14 protein-coding genes are annotated in these 18,230 nt (G+C 42.7%); 3 read left to right on the top strand and 11 right to left on the bottom strand.

Annotated features, from left to right (window positions below):
• The first annotated feature begins 93 nt into the window (after nucleotides 1-93).
• Both FFF34_010715 and FFF34_010720 read left to right on the top strand, forming a co-directional pair.
• Complete coding sequence (locus FFF34_010715) at nucleotides 94-2,370, top strand: glycosyltransferase (protein TSD67831.1); 2,277 nt, start codon at nucleotides 94-96, stop codon at nucleotides 2,368-2,370.
• Entirely contained in the window at nucleotides 2,370-3,377 is a 1,008-nt protein-coding gene (locus FFF34_010720; protein TSD67832.1) for a glycosyltransferase family 4 protein, read from the top strand. The genes FFF34_010715 and FFF34_010720 overlap by 1 nt, the downstream gene beginning before the upstream one ends.
• Here the strand turns inward: FFF34_010720 and FFF34_010725 are convergent.
• The 6 genes from FFF34_010725 to FFF34_010750 all read right to left on the bottom strand — a co-directional run bounded on the left by FFF34_010725 (nucleotide 3,370) and on the right by FFF34_010750 (nucleotide 10,422).
• Nucleotides 3,370-3,792: a hypothetical protein gene (locus FFF34_010725; GenBank protein ID TSD67833.1), complete on the bottom strand. Its 423-nt coding sequence runs from the start codon at nucleotides 3,790-3,792 to the stop codon at nucleotides 3,370-3,372. The two genes, FFF34_010720 and FFF34_010725, sit on opposite strands and share 8 nt — an antisense overlap.
• A gap of 377 nt (nucleotides 3,793-4,169) precedes the next feature.
• Nucleotides 4,170-5,639, bottom strand: coding sequence for a glycosidase (locus FFF34_010730; GenBank protein ID TSD67834.1), 1,470 nt, complete (start codon nucleotides 5,637-5,639; stop codon nucleotides 4,170-4,172).
• A 173-nt stretch (nucleotides 5,640-5,812) separates the two neighbouring features.
• On the bottom strand, nucleotides 5,813-6,733 hold the full coding sequence (locus FFF34_010735; GenBank protein TSD67835.1) for a DUF58 domain-containing protein: 921 nt from the start codon (nucleotides 6,731-6,733) through the stop codon (nucleotides 5,813-5,815).
• A 48-nt stretch (nucleotides 6,734-6,781) separates the two neighbouring features.
• The gene (locus FFF34_010740; GenBank protein TSD67836.1) at nucleotides 6,782-7,495 is read right to left on the bottom strand and encodes a DUF2490 domain-containing protein; all 714 of its coding nucleotides are present in this window, start codon (nucleotides 7,493-7,495) and stop codon (nucleotides 6,782-6,784) included.
• A 140-nt stretch (nucleotides 7,496-7,635) separates the two neighbouring features.
• Entirely contained in the window at nucleotides 7,636-8,658 is a 1,023-nt protein-coding gene (locus FFF34_010745) for a hypothetical protein (protein ID TSD67837.1), read from the bottom strand.
• 3 nt (nucleotides 8,659-8,661) lie between these two features.
• Nucleotides 8,662-10,422 (bottom strand): glycosyltransferase family 39 protein, encoded by a 1,761-nt coding sequence (locus FFF34_010750; GenBank protein TSD67838.1) that lies wholly within the window; start codon nucleotides 10,420-10,422, stop codon nucleotides 8,662-8,664.
• Between the two features lie 45 nt (nucleotides 10,423-10,467).
• On the opposite strand from FFF34_010750, the gene FFF34_010755 reads away from it, so the two are divergent.
• A complete protein-coding gene (locus tag FFF34_010755) occupies nucleotides 10,468-10,923 on the top strand; it encodes a DinB family protein (protein ID TSD68016.1) in 456 nt (151 codons plus the stop codon).
• Nucleotides 10,924-10,972: 49 nt separating this feature from the next.
• Here FFF34_010755 and odhB read toward each other — a convergent pair whose 3' ends face one another.
• The 5 genes from odhB to FFF34_010780 all read right to left on the bottom strand — a co-directional run bounded on the left by odhB (nucleotide 10,973) and on the right by FFF34_010780 (nucleotide 18,206).
• A complete protein-coding gene (odhB, locus tag FFF34_010760) occupies nucleotides 10,973-12,568 on the bottom strand; it encodes a 2-oxoglutarate dehydrogenase complex dihydrolipoyllysine-residue succinyltransferase (protein TSD67839.1) in 1,596 nt (531 codons plus the stop codon).
• 106 nt (nucleotides 12,569-12,674) lie between these two features.
• Nucleotides 12,675-15,482, bottom strand: a complete 2,808-nt coding sequence (locus tag FFF34_010765; protein ID TSD67840.1) for a 2-oxoglutarate dehydrogenase E1 component — start codon at nucleotides 15,480-15,482, stop codon at nucleotides 12,675-12,677.
• Nucleotides 15,483-15,573: 91 nt separating this feature from the next.
• On the bottom strand, nucleotides 15,574-16,530 hold the full coding sequence (locus tag FFF34_010770; GenBank protein TSD67841.1) for a hypothetical protein: 957 nt from the start codon (nucleotides 16,528-16,530) through the stop codon (nucleotides 15,574-15,576).
• A 201-nt stretch (nucleotides 16,531-16,731) separates the two neighbouring features.
• Nucleotides 16,732-18,030 (bottom strand): DASH family cryptochrome, encoded by a 1,299-nt coding sequence (locus tag FFF34_010775; protein TSD67842.1) that lies wholly within the window; start codon nucleotides 18,028-18,030, stop codon nucleotides 16,732-16,734.
• A gap of 47 nt (nucleotides 18,031-18,077) precedes the next feature.
• A complete protein-coding gene (locus tag FFF34_010780) occupies nucleotides 18,078-18,206 on the bottom strand; it encodes a DUF2256 domain-containing protein (protein ID TSD67843.1) in 129 nt (42 codons plus the stop codon).
• Between the last annotated feature and the right edge of the window lie 24 nt (nucleotides 18,207-18,230).

The raw sequence follows: 18,230 nt of genomic DNA on the forward strand, positions 1-18,230 counted from the left end.
TGCCAAAAAGCCTTGTAAATGCTCTTTATTAGGTCAGTGGTGCATAGTTTTCGGGGCATACATCTCTAATAAATTATTGCCTGTTATACAAATATGAAAATAGCTTACATATCAACCTATCCACCGCGCGAATGCGGTATCGCTACATTTAACCAAAATTTGATGCATGCCATTAACGCTAATTTCCCCGAAAGGAAAAATTTGCTTGATGGGGGATTTGTTGTGGCGCTAAACGATTCAGAAAATGTACAAGAATACGAGTACCCGTCTGATGTAAAATACATCATACGTCAAAACCATCAAAAAGATTATATACGTGCTGCTAACTATATTAACACCAGCACTGTTGATGCCGTAATATTAGAACATGAATTTGGTATTTATGGCGGCGAAAGCGGTATATACATCCTGCCATTGATAAACAGGCTGGAAAAACCGCTGATATCAATTTTACACACTATATTAAAAGACCCAAGCTACGTACAGCGTATCATCATTCGCGAAATTGCCGAACAATCGGCAAAAATAGTGGTGATGAGCAAACGTGCCGTTGAGTTTTTAACCACCATTTACGATATCCCTGCCGAAAAGATACAGATAATTGAGCACGGCGTGCCCGATCTGGAAGAACCGGCAGACAACCCTGTAAAAACACTTACACCATTTAAAAACCATCGTGTACTGTTAACTTTTGGCTTGCTAAGCCGCAACAAGGGTTTAGAAACCGTTGTGCGCGCATTGCCAAAAATCGTAGAGAAACACCCCGATGTTATGTACGTGGTGTTAGGTAATACACACCCGGGCGTTATTAAAAACTCGGGCGAGGAATACCGCGACCACCTAAAAACCCTGGCTGCACAATTAAAGGTATCGCAACACCTGGCCTTTATCAATAAATTTGTGGCCGAAGACGAACTGATCAACTACCTTACCGCTGCCGAGGTTTATGTAACCCCATACCTTAACGAGGCACAGATAACCAGTGGTACATTATCATACGCGGTTGGCGCAGGTGCTGCTGTGGTATCAACACCATACTGGCACGCTACCGAGTTGTTGGATAACAACCGGGGCCGCTTATTCGAGTTTAAAAACTCAGAAGCGCTGGCCAAAACCGTTAACGAACTTTTAGACGATAAAAATGTATTACGCGAGCTTAAAGATAATGCTTACGAATACGGCCTGCACTTACGCTGGCCGGCTATTGGCGCCGAATACATTAAAATAGCGCAAGAGGCATCGGCTAAACACAACTTTAGCGATAAAATACTTAAAAACAGCATATTAGACCCTGAGGTACTGCCAAAATTCAGCCTTACGCACGTATTGCGCTTAACTGACGATACCGGTATAGTACAGCATGCCAAATATGGCATACCCAACCTAAAAGAAGGTTACTGCCTTGATGATAATGCCCGCGCCTTAATAATGGCGTTGATGGCCTACCAGCGCAATAAAAGCCAGGAGGCGTTTAAATTGCTGCCCATCTATTTGAGCTATATACACTATATGCAAACAGATGATGGCAACTTCCGTAACTTTTTAAGCTTTAGCAGGCAATACCTGGATGAAGTAGGTTCCGAAGATTCATTTGGCCGTACCATTTGGGCATTGGGCCATTTAATAAGCTGCGCGGCCAGCAATTCGTACCGCGAGTTTGCTATGGAGATATTCCATAAATCGTACCCGCACTTTAAATCGCTTAAATACATAAGGGGTCAGGCTAATACCATTATTGGTATATCGTTATACCTGCAGGTGTTCCCTACAGATGAGGGCATGGTTGCCGAACTGGTACGCCTTACCCAACCACTAATAGATGCTTACGAAAATACCCGCAGCGACGATTGGGAATGGTTTGAAGAAAGCATGACCTATGATAACGCGATATTACCTTTGGCACTGCTGCACTCCTGCGAGATCACGGGTAACGAGAAGGCTAAACAGATAGCCTTAACAACCATGGCCTTCCTGGATAAGCTTACCTTATCAAACGGTTACTTAAGCCCGGTTGGTAATGATGGCTGGTATTATCGTGGTGGTAAATTCCCTACGTTCGATCAGCAAGCTATCGAAACAATGGCAATGGTACTGATGCATTTCCAGGCATACCAAATATTCCGTAAACCGCAGTACATCGAAAAAATGTTCCTGAGCTACAAGTGGTTCCTGGGCGAAAATACGCTTAGGGCACCATTATACGACCACGAAACCAAAGGCTGCTGCGATGGCTTGCTGCCAACAGGCATTAACCGTAACCAGGGTGCCGAAAGTACGCTGGCCTACTTAATATCACACTTAACGGTATTAAAAGCGTTCGAGCTGGAATACGAATACAACAAAATGGACCAGCAGGTAAAAGTTTGTTAATGAAAGCAGCTGTATTGGCCCCCGTTGCCTGGCGCACACCGCCCAGGCACTACGGCCCGTGGGAACAGGTAGCCTCAAATATTGCCGAAGGCCTCATAAAACTTGGTGTTGATGTTACCCTATTTGCCACCGGCGACTCTATAACCGCCGGCAAATTGGAAAGTATTTGTGAGCGTGGCTACGAAGAAGACCGTAGCCAGGATGCAAAAGTGTTGGAGTGCCTGCACATCAGCAACCTGATGGAGCGCGCAGCTGAGTTTGACATCATCCATAACAACTTTGATTTTTTGCCGCTTACCTATACCGGGCTTATTAATACGCCTGTGATAACTACTATACATGGGTTTTCGTCGCAGCGAATTATACCGGTTTACAAAAAGTACAATGCTAAGGGCCATTATGTATCTATCAGCAATGCCGACAGGAGCCCGGAACTGTCGTACTTAGCTACGGTGTATAACGGCTTAGATATTAAAGACTTTAAATTCACTGAAACTCCGCAGGACTACCTGTTGTACTTCGGCCGCATACACCACGATAAAGGCGCTGCCGAAGCTATACAAATAGCAAAAAACAGCAAGCGAAAACTATTGATTGCAGGTATTATACAAGATGAGAATTACTGGAAAGAAAAGGTAGAACCCTACCTGAACGAGGATATACAATATATTGGCCATGCTGGCCCCGAAAAAAGAAACGAGCTTTTAGGCAATGCTGCAGCCTTGTTGCATCCCATAAATTTCGCCGAGCCTTTTGGCATGAGCGTAGCCGAAGCGATGCTTTGCGGAACACCTGTTATTGCCTTTAACAAAGGATCGATGCCGGAGTTGATAAGGCACCAAGAGACTGGCCTTTTAGTAAATACCGTTGATGAAGCAGTGGAAGCAGTAAGTCAATTAAAAAATATTGACCGTAAGGCCTGCTACACCTGGGCAAGCTCGCAATTTTCGAGCGAGAAAATGGCCGCCGATTATTATAAGCTTTACCAGCAAATACTATCTAAATAATATTACGTAAACGTTCGTTTTTTGCCAGGCTGCTGCCAAACTCGGGCTGTTGTGCTTTAACAGGCTCAGTTTCGTCGTTGTAGTTTATTAAAGGGCGTAGCTTGGTTTCGGTTAGGTTAGGATATTCCGTTTCGGTTGTTTCTTCTATATAAGTGCTTATCTCTTCTTCGCGGGCAAAGCTATAACCCAGCCTTTTGTTCTCTTCGTCAATAAAAGTAAACAATTCGCCAAGGCACGAGTGCACCGATCTTAAGAATTTATAATTGGTAGATGTAAGGCATTGTCCGGTATCTTCAGGTCCTTTGTCGGGCTCACAAAAATTAAGTTTAGTTATAACGGCGTTTATTAATTCCACTTCAAATTTACCCTCGGCATGCCAGGTTAAATTGTTTTTAATCTCTCTGAAATGATCCATGTTTGTTAGTAATTATATGGCATACGGGTTTATAAGCGCAGCCCTTTAAGTTAATATGTTACCCGCAATATTGCAATTGTATTGCCAAATATTAGTTAACAAAAATGATATATCATATCAGTGTTTTGCGGCCGAAACGATTAACTATACATTAACGCAGGTTAATAAGAAATTGCCATTTACAGCGCATATTATTAACTATTTATTAATAAGTTTTACCATTTATTGCATAAATAATATCCAAGTAAAAAACAACCCGTTTTAAGATATTTTTTTAGCAAAATATATTATTCGCAAATGTGAATAAGTGGAGCAGTGTTTACCGAATTGTTAAAAAATTGTTCCTAAAAAGCTACAGGTTTTACGCCTAATTTCCACTAATCTATACCATCCTCTTTAAACTTGGCTAATAGTTCGTCAAGGTCAACCTCGGCAAAAGAGGTAGATGAATCGGATATCCCATAAGGTATAATAAGCTTATTATTATGCACTATAGATCCGCATGAATATAATACGTTGGGCACATAGCCTTCACGCTCGTCGCTGTTGGGTATTAGTAAAGGCTCTTTTAAGCGGCCTATTTCTACCGCGGGGTCATCAAGCTTTAGCAGGCTGGCACCTAATACATAGCGGCGCATAGGGCCTACACCGTGGGTTATTACTATCCAGCCATCTTTGGTTTCTATTGGCGAGCCGCAGTTACCAATTTGCACAAACTCCCAGCTAAATTTAGGTTGTTGCAGCAATTGCGGTTTTTCCCAGATATTTATCTTATCAGAGTACATGATGTAGTTGTTGCACCCATCAATACGCGATATCATTACATACTTGCCGTTTATTTTACGCGGGAACAGTGCCAGGTTTTTATTTTGCGCTCCTGCCCCATACAAAGGCATAATTTTAAAATTATAAAAATCGTTTGTTTGCAACAGTTTAGGCATTATCAGCGAGCCATCATAAGCGGTATAAGTGGCATAGTAAACCGATACGCCGTCATCGTCAACAAACTTCACAAAACGCGCATCTTCAATCCCTTTACGCTCATACTCGGATATAGGGAATATAACCCTGTCAGATATATCGGTATCTAACGAAAATACGATCTCGTAATACGAATCGGCCAGCCATAATACCTTATCATATTCCAGCTTCATCATATCGCTCTCCTGTAGTTTTTGCGAATCGAGGATGATACGGCGCAGGTTAGAATACTCGAAATGATGATCAAGCTTACTTTCCAGCTCGTTTAATACATTAATATTGATTTGGGTGATGGTCGCTTTTTCAAAAAACAGCTTTTTATTATAAACCGCGTTACGCACAATCTCGGCTTCATCAATATAGTTACCCGCCGGCAATACGGTTATTTGATTATCCTTATCTATAAGCGCGCGTCGAAACGTAATCGACGAAATATGGCCCTCGCCTACCGCACGAAAACTGATCACTACACGCCTTTGGCCTTCTTCCAATTCGGTTTGGTCGGGGTCTTCTACTACCGATGGATTAAAGAACGCCGCCGACTCGATAGAATACTCATGTGTAAAGTATGAACCTATTAACAGCTTACGGTTAACGGTAAGCGTATCAAAATCGATACCCAGCTCTACAAATAATGGCTTTAGCTTGCTGCAATGGCGATTTAAGACACGGGTGATATTGCGGTGCCGTTTTGAGTACTCCTGCAACAAAGGCGAAACAATACCAAAAGCGGTTTCTTCGCTAATGTTCATTACCCTTTGTAAAACTTCCTTAGCCCGATCGTTCCCATTGAAAAAAAATCTTGCAATTACACGTTTAGGATCCGGATTTACTCTTATTGGTTTTCGTTCTATGGAAAGTCTCATATTAAAAAAAAACGTTTTATAGTTAACACCATCGGTGCTAAATTGATTTGCGCAATTTCACAAACCTTACACAAAGTGAAAATATTTATTCAGATAAATACAAAAAAGCCTATTTAATTTGATTTTAGCAATTACAGGGCCTTTATTGGTAGACCAATAAACCAGGTTATGGTTTAAACCATACTGTTTCGCTTAATAAGGTATTCTTTTAAAATTCCGTTATATCCCTGTTCTATATCAGCATCTACCAGATCAATATGGTGCTGGGCGCATTTTAGTTCAAGCTGGTGGCGGTAATCTTTTAAAGCTGCGCGATAACTATCCCTTATTTTATTAGGGTGTACACGCACCTGTTGCCCGGTTTCAATATCTACAAAATGATGCGGGCGGTTATCAAACTCGAAATCTATTTCGTGCTGTTTGCTGGTTACATTAAATATCACCACCTCGTGCTTTTTAAACTTGAGGTGCTGTATAGCGGCAAAAAGTGCCTTAGTTTTATCAGCGTCAAGGCTATTCTCCAGCATATCGCTAAATATCATCACCATCGACCGTTGATGTATCTCGCCTGCTATGTGATGTAGTGTTTGAGCGATATTGGTAGTTGTGTTTTGCCGGGGTTGGTTGTAAGCTTTCTCTAACTGTGCATACAAGTAAAATAAATGCGCCGATGTTGACCGGGTCGGGCTCATCCAGTCCATCTTGTCAGAAAACAAGCAAAGCCCAAAAGCATCGCGCTGTTTTTTAAACAGGTACATTAAGCTTGCTATGGCATATACCGAAAATTGCAGTTTGTTGATACCCTTATCAGGGAAATTCATAGATGATGAGGTATCAAGCAATAAGTAACTGCGCAGGTTGGTTTCCTCTTCAAACTGCTTTACAAACAGTTTTTCGGTACGGGCCATTAGTTTCCAGTCGATATTCTTTACCGACTCGCCATTGTTATACAGCCTGTGTTCGGCAAACTCAACCGAAAAGCCGTGAAAAGGGCTTTGGTGCAGCCCGGTTATAAAGCCCTCTACCACTTGCCGGGCAAGTAATTCAAGGTTGGCCAGTTGCCGTATATGCTGATCGGTATTTAAAGCGGGCATAGCGCCAAGTTAATAAATTAATTAAACGACCGGGCTACCCTGCTTATTTTAAAACCGGGTATAAATAGCTGTTTGTAAAATATGGTTAACGGTGTAGGTTTCGGCCCCTTTTATGTATTGATTAAGGTAGCCAAATTCAACATCAACTTTTTTATGTAGCCGGTAACCAAAGGCAACGTAGGCCCGGTTTTGATCAAAAAAGTGTTTATTTACCTTATCCTTATTTTGCACATTCACAAAAACCTCGTTCTGTAAACCAATAAACGGCCCTTTGGTAAATACCGAATCGCTTTTAAAGGGCAAAACGGCCCGTGCAAAATACCGTAAACGCTGCGAAAAATAATGATCGTTTTTAGCGGCGGCCGAGTTACCTAAAAAACGCTGCTCTAACCTAAAGCGATGCTGTAGTGTACTGCTTGCACCAATTTTATGGTTGATGATAAACTGCTCCCATATGCGGCTTTCGGGCCTGAAGGTTTTCACCTCACCCGCCCTGCCGTTGGTGGCGATGTATGCATAGCCTAAGGCGCCTATCTTATTTTTAGAAAAGTAATAATTAACCGATGGGCGCAGTAATATGTTACGCAGATAATCGTAATGGTTAGCCGAACGAAATTGTGCATCAAACGAAGCTCCCCATTTTGGCGAAAACCGTTGTGTGTGAAACAAAGCCGCCCAACCCGAAAACTGGTTTTCCTGCGCAAATAATTTACACGGAGATAATAGCGCGATAAGCAAAAGTAATTTAAGACCCCTTTTCATAGAAAGAATATTTACAACGTTTAATAATTAGACTGCCGCATAAACAAGCGGCGAGATATGAAAGCTGGGGGCCAAGAGAATATCTTAAACTACATATCGTACGGTGGCAAATATAAAAAGTATGCTAAAATTATACCGCCTTAATCTTTAAATTTTACCAGCTTTTTGCGGCCAATATCATATATCAACCTAAAGGCTTGCTGGTTACTGCTATAACCCGGCGTTTGGTGCAGGCTTAATATGAATTGCCCTTGCAAACCTTTGTATAAAAACGGCGTGTAAATAATATCTAAACGGTTATAGGTGCTTTTTTCGTAAAAAGCATCGCCGAAGCTAATGTGGTGGCCATCGCCTTTATAAAATTCATCAAACAGGGTAAAACGCTTATAGCTTAGGTAAGCATTGGCAACAAAGCCGGTAGGTTTTTGAAAATTATCTACCCCACGCACCCGCTCTAACGACATCATACCGCCTGCTTCGATGCTTAACGAATCCAGGAAGGTTTTATGGCTAAGGTCGGCGCCTAATTTTATTTGCACCGCGCCGTTGTCCTGTATATGGTCGTTAGGTATGGCTATAGCCGGGCCTGCATCGTGCAATAAAAAAAAGTAATGCGACAAGTAAAAAGGCCCGCTTAAAACCGGCTTGTACTTACCGGAAAACCCAAACAGAAACTGCTCGCGGTCGGTGCTGGTTTGTCGGCTTACCCAATCAATCCAAAACGTTTCGGTAAAGTGCTCATTTTTAAAGCGTGTTAGCAAACCCTCAACATTGGGGCGGTAATAGCGCAGCGTATCATTTAGCATGGCGCGTGGATAGTCTGTCAGCAGGCCCTCGCGTGGAAATTCACCTGCGTTAAACAACCATTTTTTACCGGTATAGCTATAATAGGCAACAGGGTTTACCCGTAAAAAAAACGGGTTGCCGCCAAATTCGTGCAGGGCGTTAGCACCTACAATAAAGTGGTTCATGCTATCCAGGTTAATACCAACATCAAGGGTTAGCCTGGTACCCGAGTAGGTTCGTGAACGCTTTACAAAATCTTTATACTCTCGGTTATCAAAAAAGCCCATTCCGTTAAAATGCACATCTACATCCTGTGCCTTTACCGCACCCGCGGCTAATATATAAATGGATATAATGAGGTAAACTTTTTTGATCATGCTTTATTCTACTTTAATTTTTATCATCCTGCTGTTTTTACTCCCCGAAAATGGCTCGGTACGTATCGAAAAACACAAACTATAATCGCCCTTTTCCAATGGCGCTGTTATGGTTGCCTTATACTTTGTGCTTTGGCCCTTTGCTAACCTTATGGCATTAAACAAAGTATCCGTTTGTTGTACGTTAACCACATCAAGCCCTTTAAAAAAGCAGCCTTCCAGCACAACCGGGTGCTTGTAGCCGGCGTTGGTAAAAGTAACAGCAAATGGATAAGGATTAGTTATAACAAGGTCAAATTGTAATTTTTGGCCGGAACGGGCGGTAACCTTATCTGGTGTATTATCAATTGCTATTTTTTGATAGGTACGGGCATCATCAACCCAACCACCATACCAGGTACCAGCCTCGCATTTTATGCTATCGGTAGTAACGCCGTTAACCGGCCATTTTAGTAAAAAATAAACCCTTTTATGCTGCAGGCTATCTTCCATGGGCCATATATCATACATGGTGCGCCCATACACCCGCGAATCGTATGCGAAGCCTTTTAGCGTGCGGTTATAGTAATTGTACTTTGATGGGTTTTGAAAGCCTTCATCCATCACCACAAAAGCATTGCCTGCCTTTTGGTGTACCAAATTGGCCCATTCGTGAAACCCGAAGTAGCTTTTTAACGCCTCGATGTTTTTCACAAAAGGCAGCCCTGCTATTAGGCTTAGCCTCAGCAACAGAATAAATATGATATTAATTATAGCCAGTCTGTAAAACCAAACCGCGTTAAAGTTTTGCCGTTTAAAGCTAATTAACACCAAACACAAAAGCGGTATAAAAGCAATAAGCGTATAATGCGGCTGCACGTTTACCTTTAAGGTATTCAGTAAAAAAAAAGCGAAAGTACCTATGGCATTAACCAACAGTGTGCGGGTAAATACATCCGTTACCTTGGTAGTAAAGCCTTTATAAAACAAAAACCAGCTAATAAATACACCACCTAATAACAGCTGCCCCGCCAGGTAAACATAACTAAAGGACAGGTCGTACCCGCTGGTAGACGTGCGCTCGAACAGCTGGTAGTTAACCGCCGGAAAACCATGGTTTGCCTGCCAAATAATATGCGGCGCATATAAAACCAAGCCTGTTAAAATAGCCAGGTAAAAAGTTTTACGGGTAAATAGCCTTAGGCTGGCTAATACGGTAAAGCCAACTAACAGCACGCCATGATATTTGCTGTAAAGCAAACAAGCTACTATTACCCCAATAATAAAGGCGGTGAGCCAACTGTCGGCAACTAAATATTTTTGATAGTAATAATAAAACAGCACCGCAAAAAAGAACAAGGGCGCATCGGGTGTACTGGTAAAACCATAAACATGAATAACCAATATGCCCGATACCAATAGTATAAACCATTTGGCACTAACCTGGTAGTTTTTAACTATAAGCCATAGCAGGTACACAGCCAGGCTATTGGTGAGTACGGTTATTAGCCGCAGGCCAAGTTCGTTATGTACCAAGGTGTCGCCTATTTTTATAAATACCGCTACCATTGGTGGGTGATAAAAGTAGCCCCAATCCAGCTTTTGGGCAAATAGCCAATAATAGGCTTCGTCGCCATGCAGCTCAAGCGTGTAGGCTTGTACAGCATTTAAAACCGTCCAGCATAAAATAAAATACCATATGGCTTTATTATTTGTGGTGGCATTAGGTGCAGTAGTTGGCGGCATTATGTAGCTTGTAAGCTGCAAAGGTAAAATAAAAGCCATAAGCTTGCTACGCGATTATAATACAAGCTATATATTTGGTTTATGATAGATAAGCAAATTGAAATTATGAGGCAACCACGCCTTAAAATAATAAGCGCATTAGAAGCTTTTAGCCTTGACCAGTTAAATACCAACCCTGCCGGATTCAATAACAACATCATATGGAACCTTGGCCACATGGTAGCCGCCCAGCAAGGCGTTTGCTATAAGCGCGCCGGACTGGATACTTGGGTGGCCGACAGCTTTTTTCAGAAGTACAAGCCTGATACTAAACCCGAAGGATACGTTGATGCCGCCGGCTTTGATGAAATAAAAACGCTTTTGCAAACCAGCTTAGATCAACTGGAACATGACTATAAAAACGGCATTTTTACCAACTATCCTACCTGGACCACCCGCTATGGTGTAGAGATAAGCAGTATTGACGATGCCATTGCCTTTTTACCCTTCCACGAAGGGCTGCATATTGGGTACATTATGGCGATGAGGAAACTGGTGTAAACCAAAAAAGCCCGGCATAAACCGGGCTTTTTTGATATCTCTGTTAGCGCTAAACGCCTAATAACAACCTTGCAGGGTCTTCCAGTAGTTGTTTTACACGTACCAGGAAGCTTACCGATTCGCGGCCATCAATTATACGGTGATCGTATGATAGCGCCAGGTACATCATTGGGCGTATCACTACTTGTCCGTTAACAGCAACCGGGCGCTCAATAATATTGTGCATTCCCAAGATAGCCGATTGCGGCGAATTTAATATTGGTGTCGACATCATTGAACCAAACACACCACCATTGGTGATCGTGAACGTTCCGCCTGTCATCTCTTCTATTGTAAGTTTGCTTTCGCGTGCTTTACCGGCTAAAACAACAATGGCTTTTTCAATCTCGGCCAGGCTCATGCTTTCGGCATTGCGTATAACCGGAACCACCAAACCTTTAGGCGCAGATACAGCAATAGAGATATCAGCGAAGTTGCTGTATACTACTTCTTCGCCTTCTATGCGTGCGCCAACAGCAGGCCATTCTTTTAATGCCTCGGTAACCGCTTTGGTAAAAAACGACATAAAGCCTAAGCCTACGCCATGTTTCTCTTTAAATTTATCTTTGTATTTGCCGCGCAGTTCCATTATTGGTGCCATATCCACTTCGTTAAAGGTGGTTAACATGGCAGTCTCATTTTTAACTGCCACCAAACGCTTGGCAACCGTTTTACGCAACGACGACATTTTTTCGCGACGGTCGCTTCTTGCACCTTGCGGCGCAGCAGGTGAAGAAGTAGCAGCGGCAGTTGCAGCAGCAGGTTTTGGTGCAGCAGCAGCTTGCTGTGCATTTAATGCATCGCCTTTGGTAATGCGGCCATCTACACCGGTACCACTAACAGCAGATGCAGCCACGCCTTTTTCGGCTAATATCTTAGCAGCAGCTGGCGATGGTGTGCCCGATGCATAAGTTGTTCCTTTTGATGGTGCAGCTTGCGGCGATTCGTTTACAGCATCGGCAACAGCAGGTGTTACCGCCACAGGTGCAGGCGCTGCTGATGATCCGGCACCTTCAATGGTACATACTACGGCGCCAATAGGCAGTGTATCGCCTTCTTTGGCTATGGTTTTTAACGTGCCGGCTTTTTCGGCAGTTAATTCAAAAGTTGCTTTGTCTGATTCCAGTTCGGCAATGGCCTCATCCATCTCCACCTGGTCGCCGTCTTTTTTCATCCAACGTGACAGGGTCACCTCGGTGATGGATTCACCTACAGTAGGTACTTTAATTTCTAACGAACTGCCACCGCTTTGGTCGGGCGCAGGTGCATAGCCATTTGCAGGCACTTCCGGGCTAACCGCTTTTGCAGGCTCGTCTTTAGCGGCAACGGGTGCAGCAGGTGCTTTATCGGTAACCGGTGAAGGGGCGATTTCGCCATCTTCGATAGTTGCAACAACAGCCCCAATAGCTAAGGTATCGCCTTCGGCTGCGGCAAGTTTTAAGGTACCGGCTTTTTCGGCGGTTAATTCAAAGGTTGCTTTATCAGATTCCAGCTCGGCTATTACTTCATCCATCTCCACATGGTCACCATCCTTTTTTTTCCAGGCTGATAAGGTTACTTCGGTTATGGATTCGCCTACCGGCGGAACTTTTATTGCTAAACTCATATTGTTAGTAGTTGTATATTTTAAGTTGAAAGTATAAAGTTAAAGGTTGAATTTAAAAAGTGATCGGCAAAACCTTTCACTTACTGCATTAAACTTTTAACTCCAATCAGTCCGCTCCGGCGTTGGCCATTTTTTCAGTTGTCTTTTTTATGGTTTCTTTAACCACTTTACCGGCAGGCGCTTCAAATGCTTTGGCAACAATGTGTGCTTGTTGGGCAGCATGTTGTTTAGCAAAACCGGTTGCAGTACTTGCACCTTCCAAACGCGATATCACCTGTAAATTCAGATGTTTATCGTTGTGGAACTTGCGGCAAATATATGGCCATGCACCCATATTCTCCGGCTCTTCCTGCACCCAAATAAATTCGGTAGCCTTTTCGTAGCGGGCCTTCATTTTCAATATCTGCTGTATTGGTGTTGGGTACAATTGCTCAACACGTACAATAGCTACATCCTTGCGCTTATCAACCTGCTGTTTCTCTTGCAGGTCGTAGTATACCTTACCTGTACAAAGTAGTACACGTTTAACCTTTTTAGGGTCAGCATAGGTATCATCTATCACCTCGTGGAATTTACCATTGGTAAAATCTTCAACCGGCGATACGCACTTAGGGCTGCGTAATAAACTCTTAGGGGTAAATATAATAAGCGGCTTGCGGAAATCGCGGTGCATCTGCCTCCTTAATATATGAAAGAAGTTGGCTGGTGTGCTGCAATTAGCAACCTGTATATTATCATCGGCGCAAAGCTCTAAAAAGCGTTCTACACGGGCAGATGAATGTTCAGGGCCCTGGCCTTCGTAACCATGCGGCAACAACATTACCAAGCCATTACCACGCTGCCATTTAGTTTCGGCACTGGCAATATATTGGTCAACAATAATTTGCGCTCCGTTAAAGAAATCGCCAAACTGTGCTTCCCAAATAGTTAAGGCATTAGGGTTAGCTAAGGCATAGCCATATTCAAAGCCTAAAACACCGTACTCCGATAGCAATGAGTTAAAAATACTCAACCTCGCTTCGGTATCTATAGTTTCCAATGGTGTAAATTCATCTTCCGAATCTACCAATGTTAATACTGCGTGGCGATGAGAGAAAGTACCGCGTTTAACATCCTCGCCACTTAACCTTACCGGGAAACCTTCTTTTAATAAAGTACCGTAGGCTAATAACTCGCCCATTGCCCAATCAAACACTTTGGTTTTATTAACCATAGTGTTACGATCTTCAAACAACTTTTCAATTTTTTTGAAGAAAGCTTTACCCTGCGGTAATACGGTTATCTTATTTCCTATTTCGGTTATTACCTCTTCTTTAACTGAGGTGTCAATAGCGCTTATAAGTTCTTTATGGTTAGCCAGGTGCAAACCGCTCCAGGCACCTTCAAACATGGCAATGGTGTCGGTAAACCTGTCTTCTGCCTTTGATTCATCCAGCATTACCTGTAACTCGGCACGAAAATCCTTCTCGATACCTTTTACATACTTATCGTCAATAGTACCCTCAGTTATTAACTTTTTGCTGTATATCTGTAGAGGATTAGGGTGTGCCTCTATGGCTTTGTATAACACCGGCTGAGTAAATTTAGGCTCATCAGCTTCGTTATGGCCATAGCGGCGGTAACAAAGTATATCTATAAAAACATCCTCGTTAAACACCTGGCGGTATTCCATTGCAAGGTTAACCACATAAACCAAAGCCTCAACATCATCGCCATTAACGTGGAAAACAGGCGATAAAACCGTTTTGGCCACATCGGTACAATAGGTACTTGAGCGGGCATCTTTATAGTTGGTGGTAAAACCAATCTGGTTGTTTATAACCAGGTGTATGGTGCCGCCTGTACGGTAACCATCCAGTTTTTCCATCTGTAAAACCTCGTAAACAATTCCTTGCCCGGCTACAGATGCGTCACCATGTATCAATATCGGCGCTATTTTAGAATGGTCGCCGTTGTATTTAAAATCAATTTTCGAACGTGTTATACCTTCTACAACCGGGTCAACCGCCTCCAAGTGCGATGGGTTGGGGCAAAGGCTAAGGTGAACGTTTTTACCGTTTTTAGTTTGTATATCAGTTGAAAAACCCAGGTGGTATTTTACATCACCACCAAAAGGAGATTCTGAATCGAAATTTTTACCTTCAAATTCCGAGAAAACCTCTTTGTAAGTTTTCTCCATAATATTGGTAAGCACATTTAAGCGGCCGCGGTGGGCCATACCAATAATAAACTCTTCGATACCCAGTTCAGATCCTTTTTTAATAACCGAATCGAGCGCGGGTATTAATGCCTCGGCGCCTTCTAACGAAAAGCGTTTTTGGCCCAAAAACTTGGTGCCTAAAAAGTTTTCAAAAACAACCGCTTCGTTTAGTTTAGACAGCATCAGCTTCTTTTCATCAGCTGTGAATGACGGCGTATTACGCTTGGCCTCCATCCTGTCTTCGAACCATTTTATTTTAATAGGGTTACGTATGTAACGGTATTCGGCACCAATAGCCTGGCAGTAAGTATCTTCAAGTAACTGGCGTATATCGCGCAGCTTGGCCCGGCCTAAACCAACTTCAACGCCGGCATTAAATACCGTATCCAGATCAGCATCGCTCAAGCCAAAAGTTTCCAGTTCTTTACCCGGAAAGTATTTGCGGCGCTCGCGTACAGGGTTTGTTTTAGTGAATAAATGGCCGCGTGTGCGGTAACCATTTATCATGTTCATTACATTTATCTCTTTAATAAAATGCTCTGAAGTGCTGTTATCTGCTGCTGCCGCCGCAGGTTGAGAACTTTTACCAAAATCAAAACCTTCAAAGAATTTTTGCCATCCAAAATCTACAGATTCCGGGTCTTGCTGATAAGCTTCGTATAAGGAGTTGATGTAGTCGGCGTTTCCGCTATTTATATAATTTAGGCGATCCATGGAGAAACCTTTGTTGTAAACAGTGCAAAATTAAGCATAATAGTACAATAAGCCGAAAATATATGCTATTAGTTTGTAAAGTAAATGAACATTATTTCGCGGCTTTTATTTCATTGTGAATTAGGCTAAGTAAAGATTCCTTGCCTTTAGCATCCTGCAATAATTGCCATATCATAATCCCACCGGCGTTTTGCATGGCCAGGGCTACTTTATTTTTAATAGTGGGCACGCCGTTGTAATAAACTATGCCACCACCGGGCACGGCAACTTCGTCTTTATCTTGGGCACCGGGGTATTTGGCAATAATGTCACGATAGGTCATGCTTTCGGGTGCGTTGGTGCCAAAACCGTAGCCATAAAACGGCAGGCCAAGGCTAAGCTTTTGCTTCGCGATACCGCGCTTGTTGGCCCAATACTCCATATCGGTTGCAGCCATATCGTATGGCGCATGCTGGCCGGGCTTTTCGGGTTTCCACGGCCCGGTTTTATCGTAGCACATTACGTTGATAAAATCAAACTGTGCCAAAGCCTTATTAGTATAATTATCTGCATAAACAGTAGCTATGGCCGATGTAATGAGTTTGTTTTCGGCTTTTAGTGCCGTTGCCAGTTTAACAACAAAGCCTTCGTAGTTTTTGTCTATAAGGCTGCCTTCCAAATCAACATCAATGCCGTCTAATTTATAATCAACCGCAATTTTAGCAAGCGATTGGATAAATATATCTTGTTTATCGCCATAAATATATTGAGGCAACCAATGCGGCGGCATTCCCCCGCCTACTGATAGCAGCACTTTTACCTTTTTTTGATGCGCCAGCTTCACCACATCTTTTAAGCCCGGCGCAACAACCAAATTTCCCAAACTATCGGGATTGATAAAAGCAATATTAAGATGGGTAATTTGATCGAGGTTTACGTTTTTGATAGCATTAGCCAAACCAATTTGGTTACGCATATAACCAATTACCCTAAAACCCGATTGAGCAAAGGCGCTTGCAAAAGTTAATTGCAATAAAAAACCGATTGCCAGGTATCTAAATTTAATCATACACACAAAGCTATAATTGTTTTCAATTATAATTTAGTGTAAAAACTTATGCAGATAGCCCCGCACATAGCCTACCCCTTCAAACAATATGGCCAACGCGCCAATAATTACCGTACATTGTTCAAATGAGTTCATAATCAAATATATGACATTTGTTTATTTGAAAAGTTACGCAGGCTTATAAAGCTTACAGCTGGTTTACTATTGTACTAGGGGTAACCAGGTGGCTATAAAATCGCTGTTATAATCTGACTGCGCCACTGGCTTGGCCGCGTTAAAGTAACGGTTGCTTTTGGTATCGTTGCCTACGCCGGCAATAAATGCCCAGTTACCCCAGTTGCTTGCGGGCGAATAGTCTATCAGTTTCTCTTCAAAATACAGCGCCCCTTTCGTCCAGTCAACTTGCATATCCTTGGCCAGGAACGTAGCAACGGCTTGCCTGCTATAATTGGTAATATAGCCGGTGGCATTAAGTTCGTGCATGGCAGCGTCAACATAGGCTACGCCCGTCTCTCCGCTTTTCCATTGCTCAAAAAGCTCATCCTGGTTGTCTGCAATACCCGGTGCTTCTTCGGTAAATCCTTCGGCCCTGAAAAACTTTTGGCCATGCTTTTTAAACATAAACCTAAAGTAATCGCGCCAAAGTAGCTCCAGCATCAATGGGTCGGTATTTTGCAAATGGTGCTCGCGCTGAAATTTTACCACTTCCCAATAAACCTGCCTCGGCGATATACAACCAACTGCCAGCCATGGTGACAAGGCCGAAGAACCACAGGCTACATTGCGGCTGCTTTTTACGGCATCGTTTTCCAGGCAATTTTGCAGGTATTGTTGTAACCTGTTTAAGGCCGCGGTTTCACCACCGACAAAATGATGCGTGGCGCGATGGTCATCAACAGGCTGCGGAACGCCCAGGTCGGCAAGTGTGGGTATTTCGCCTTCATTGCTAATTTCGGGGGTAGTAATATGTTCGGGTATTGCTGTACATGGCCTAACCGTACTATCGCGCTCCACCTTCTTTTTAAAGGTAACAAAGCTATCAGGTATATCTTTTATTGGAAAAGGCAGGTCTTCTTTATGGTACAGTGTATGGCCTATAAAATGCTTTAGGTTAAGCTTTATTTTCCAAAGAGCAGTTTCAACACGTTCAGATGCATCTGTTTCTTCAGGGGCTACTTCACGGTGGTGATACACTTCATTAACCTGGTATTCTTCTGCCAGTTGGGTAAGTACTTCGGACGGGTCGCCGGTACGAACAATGAGCTTTGCACCAAACTTATCTTGCAGGTTTTTACGCAGATCGGCAACAGACTCTATCAGGAACCTTGCCCTAAAACTGCCTGTTTTTAATGCGCCCGATGAACCTGTTTTAAAGTAATATGGGTCAAACACAAATACCGGTAACACTTTATCAGCCTTACGTACCGCTTCAGACAATATCTCATTATCATGAATACGCAAGTCATTTCTAAACCAAACCAGTATTGTTTTTTCGCTCATATGAACAACTAATCTAAACCTATTTAGATTAGTTACAAAGATGAAAATTATTTTGATGCCCGACACCTGTCGCTACAATATTTGACATCGTCCCAACATTTCGCCCATTTTTTGCGCCATGTAAAGGGCCGTTTACATACCGCGCAAACCTTAACTGGTAAATGTTGTTTTAACATAATAGTATATAATTGTACCAAAAA

The organism is Inquilinus sp. KBS0705 (assembly GCA_005938025.2).
GTDB lineage: Bacteria > Bacteroidota > Bacteroidia > Sphingobacteriales > Sphingobacteriaceae > Mucilaginibacter.

Bases quoted from the DNA above. Each gene is read 5' to 3' on its own strand.
- FFF34_010745 (TSD67837.1), bottom strand. From the start codon at position 8,658: ATGATCAAAAAAGTTTACCTCATTATATCCATTTATATATTAGCCGCG.
- FFF34_010740 (TSD67836.1), bottom strand. From the start codon at position 7,495: ATGAAAAGGGGTCTTAAATTACTTTTGCTTATCGCGCTATTATCTCCG.
- FFF34_010765 (TSD67840.1), bottom strand. From the start codon at position 15,482: ATGGATCGCCTAAATTATATAAATAGCGGAAACGCCGACTACATCAAC.
- FFF34_010720 (TSD67832.1), top strand. From the start codon at position 2,370: ATGAAAGCAGCTGTATTGGCCCCCGTTGCCTGGCGCACACCGCCCAGG.
- odhB (TSD67839.1), bottom strand. From the start codon at position 12,568: ATGAGTTTAGCAATAAAAGTTCCGCCGGTAGGCGAATCCATAACCGAA.
- FFF34_010715 (TSD67831.1), top strand. From the start codon at position 94: ATGAAAATAGCTTACATATCAACCTATCCACCGCGCGAATGCGGTATC.
- FFF34_010775 (TSD67842.1), bottom strand. From the start codon at position 18,030: ATGAGCGAAAAAACAATACTGGTTTGGTTTAGAAATGACTTGCGTATT.
- FFF34_010730 (TSD67834.1), bottom strand. From the start codon at position 5,639: ATGAGACTTTCCATAGAACGAAAACCAATAAGAGTAAATCCGGATCCT.
- FFF34_010725 (TSD67833.1), bottom strand. From the start codon at position 3,792: ATGGATCATTTCAGAGAGATTAAAAACAATTTAACCTGGCATGCCGAG.
- FFF34_010780 (TSD67843.1), bottom strand. From the start codon at position 18,206: ATGTTAAAACAACATTTACCAGTTAAGGTTTGCGCGGTATGTAAACGG.
- FFF34_010750 (TSD67838.1), bottom strand. From the start codon at position 10,422: ATGGCTTTTATTTTACCTTTGCAGCTTACAAGCTACATAATGCCGCCA.
- FFF34_010735 (TSD67835.1), bottom strand. From the start codon at position 6,733: ATGCCCGCTTTAAATACCGATCAGCATATACGGCAACTGGCCAACCTT.
- FFF34_010770 (TSD67841.1), bottom strand. From the start codon at position 16,530: ATGATTAAATTTAGATACCTGGCAATCGGTTTTTTATTGCAATTAACT.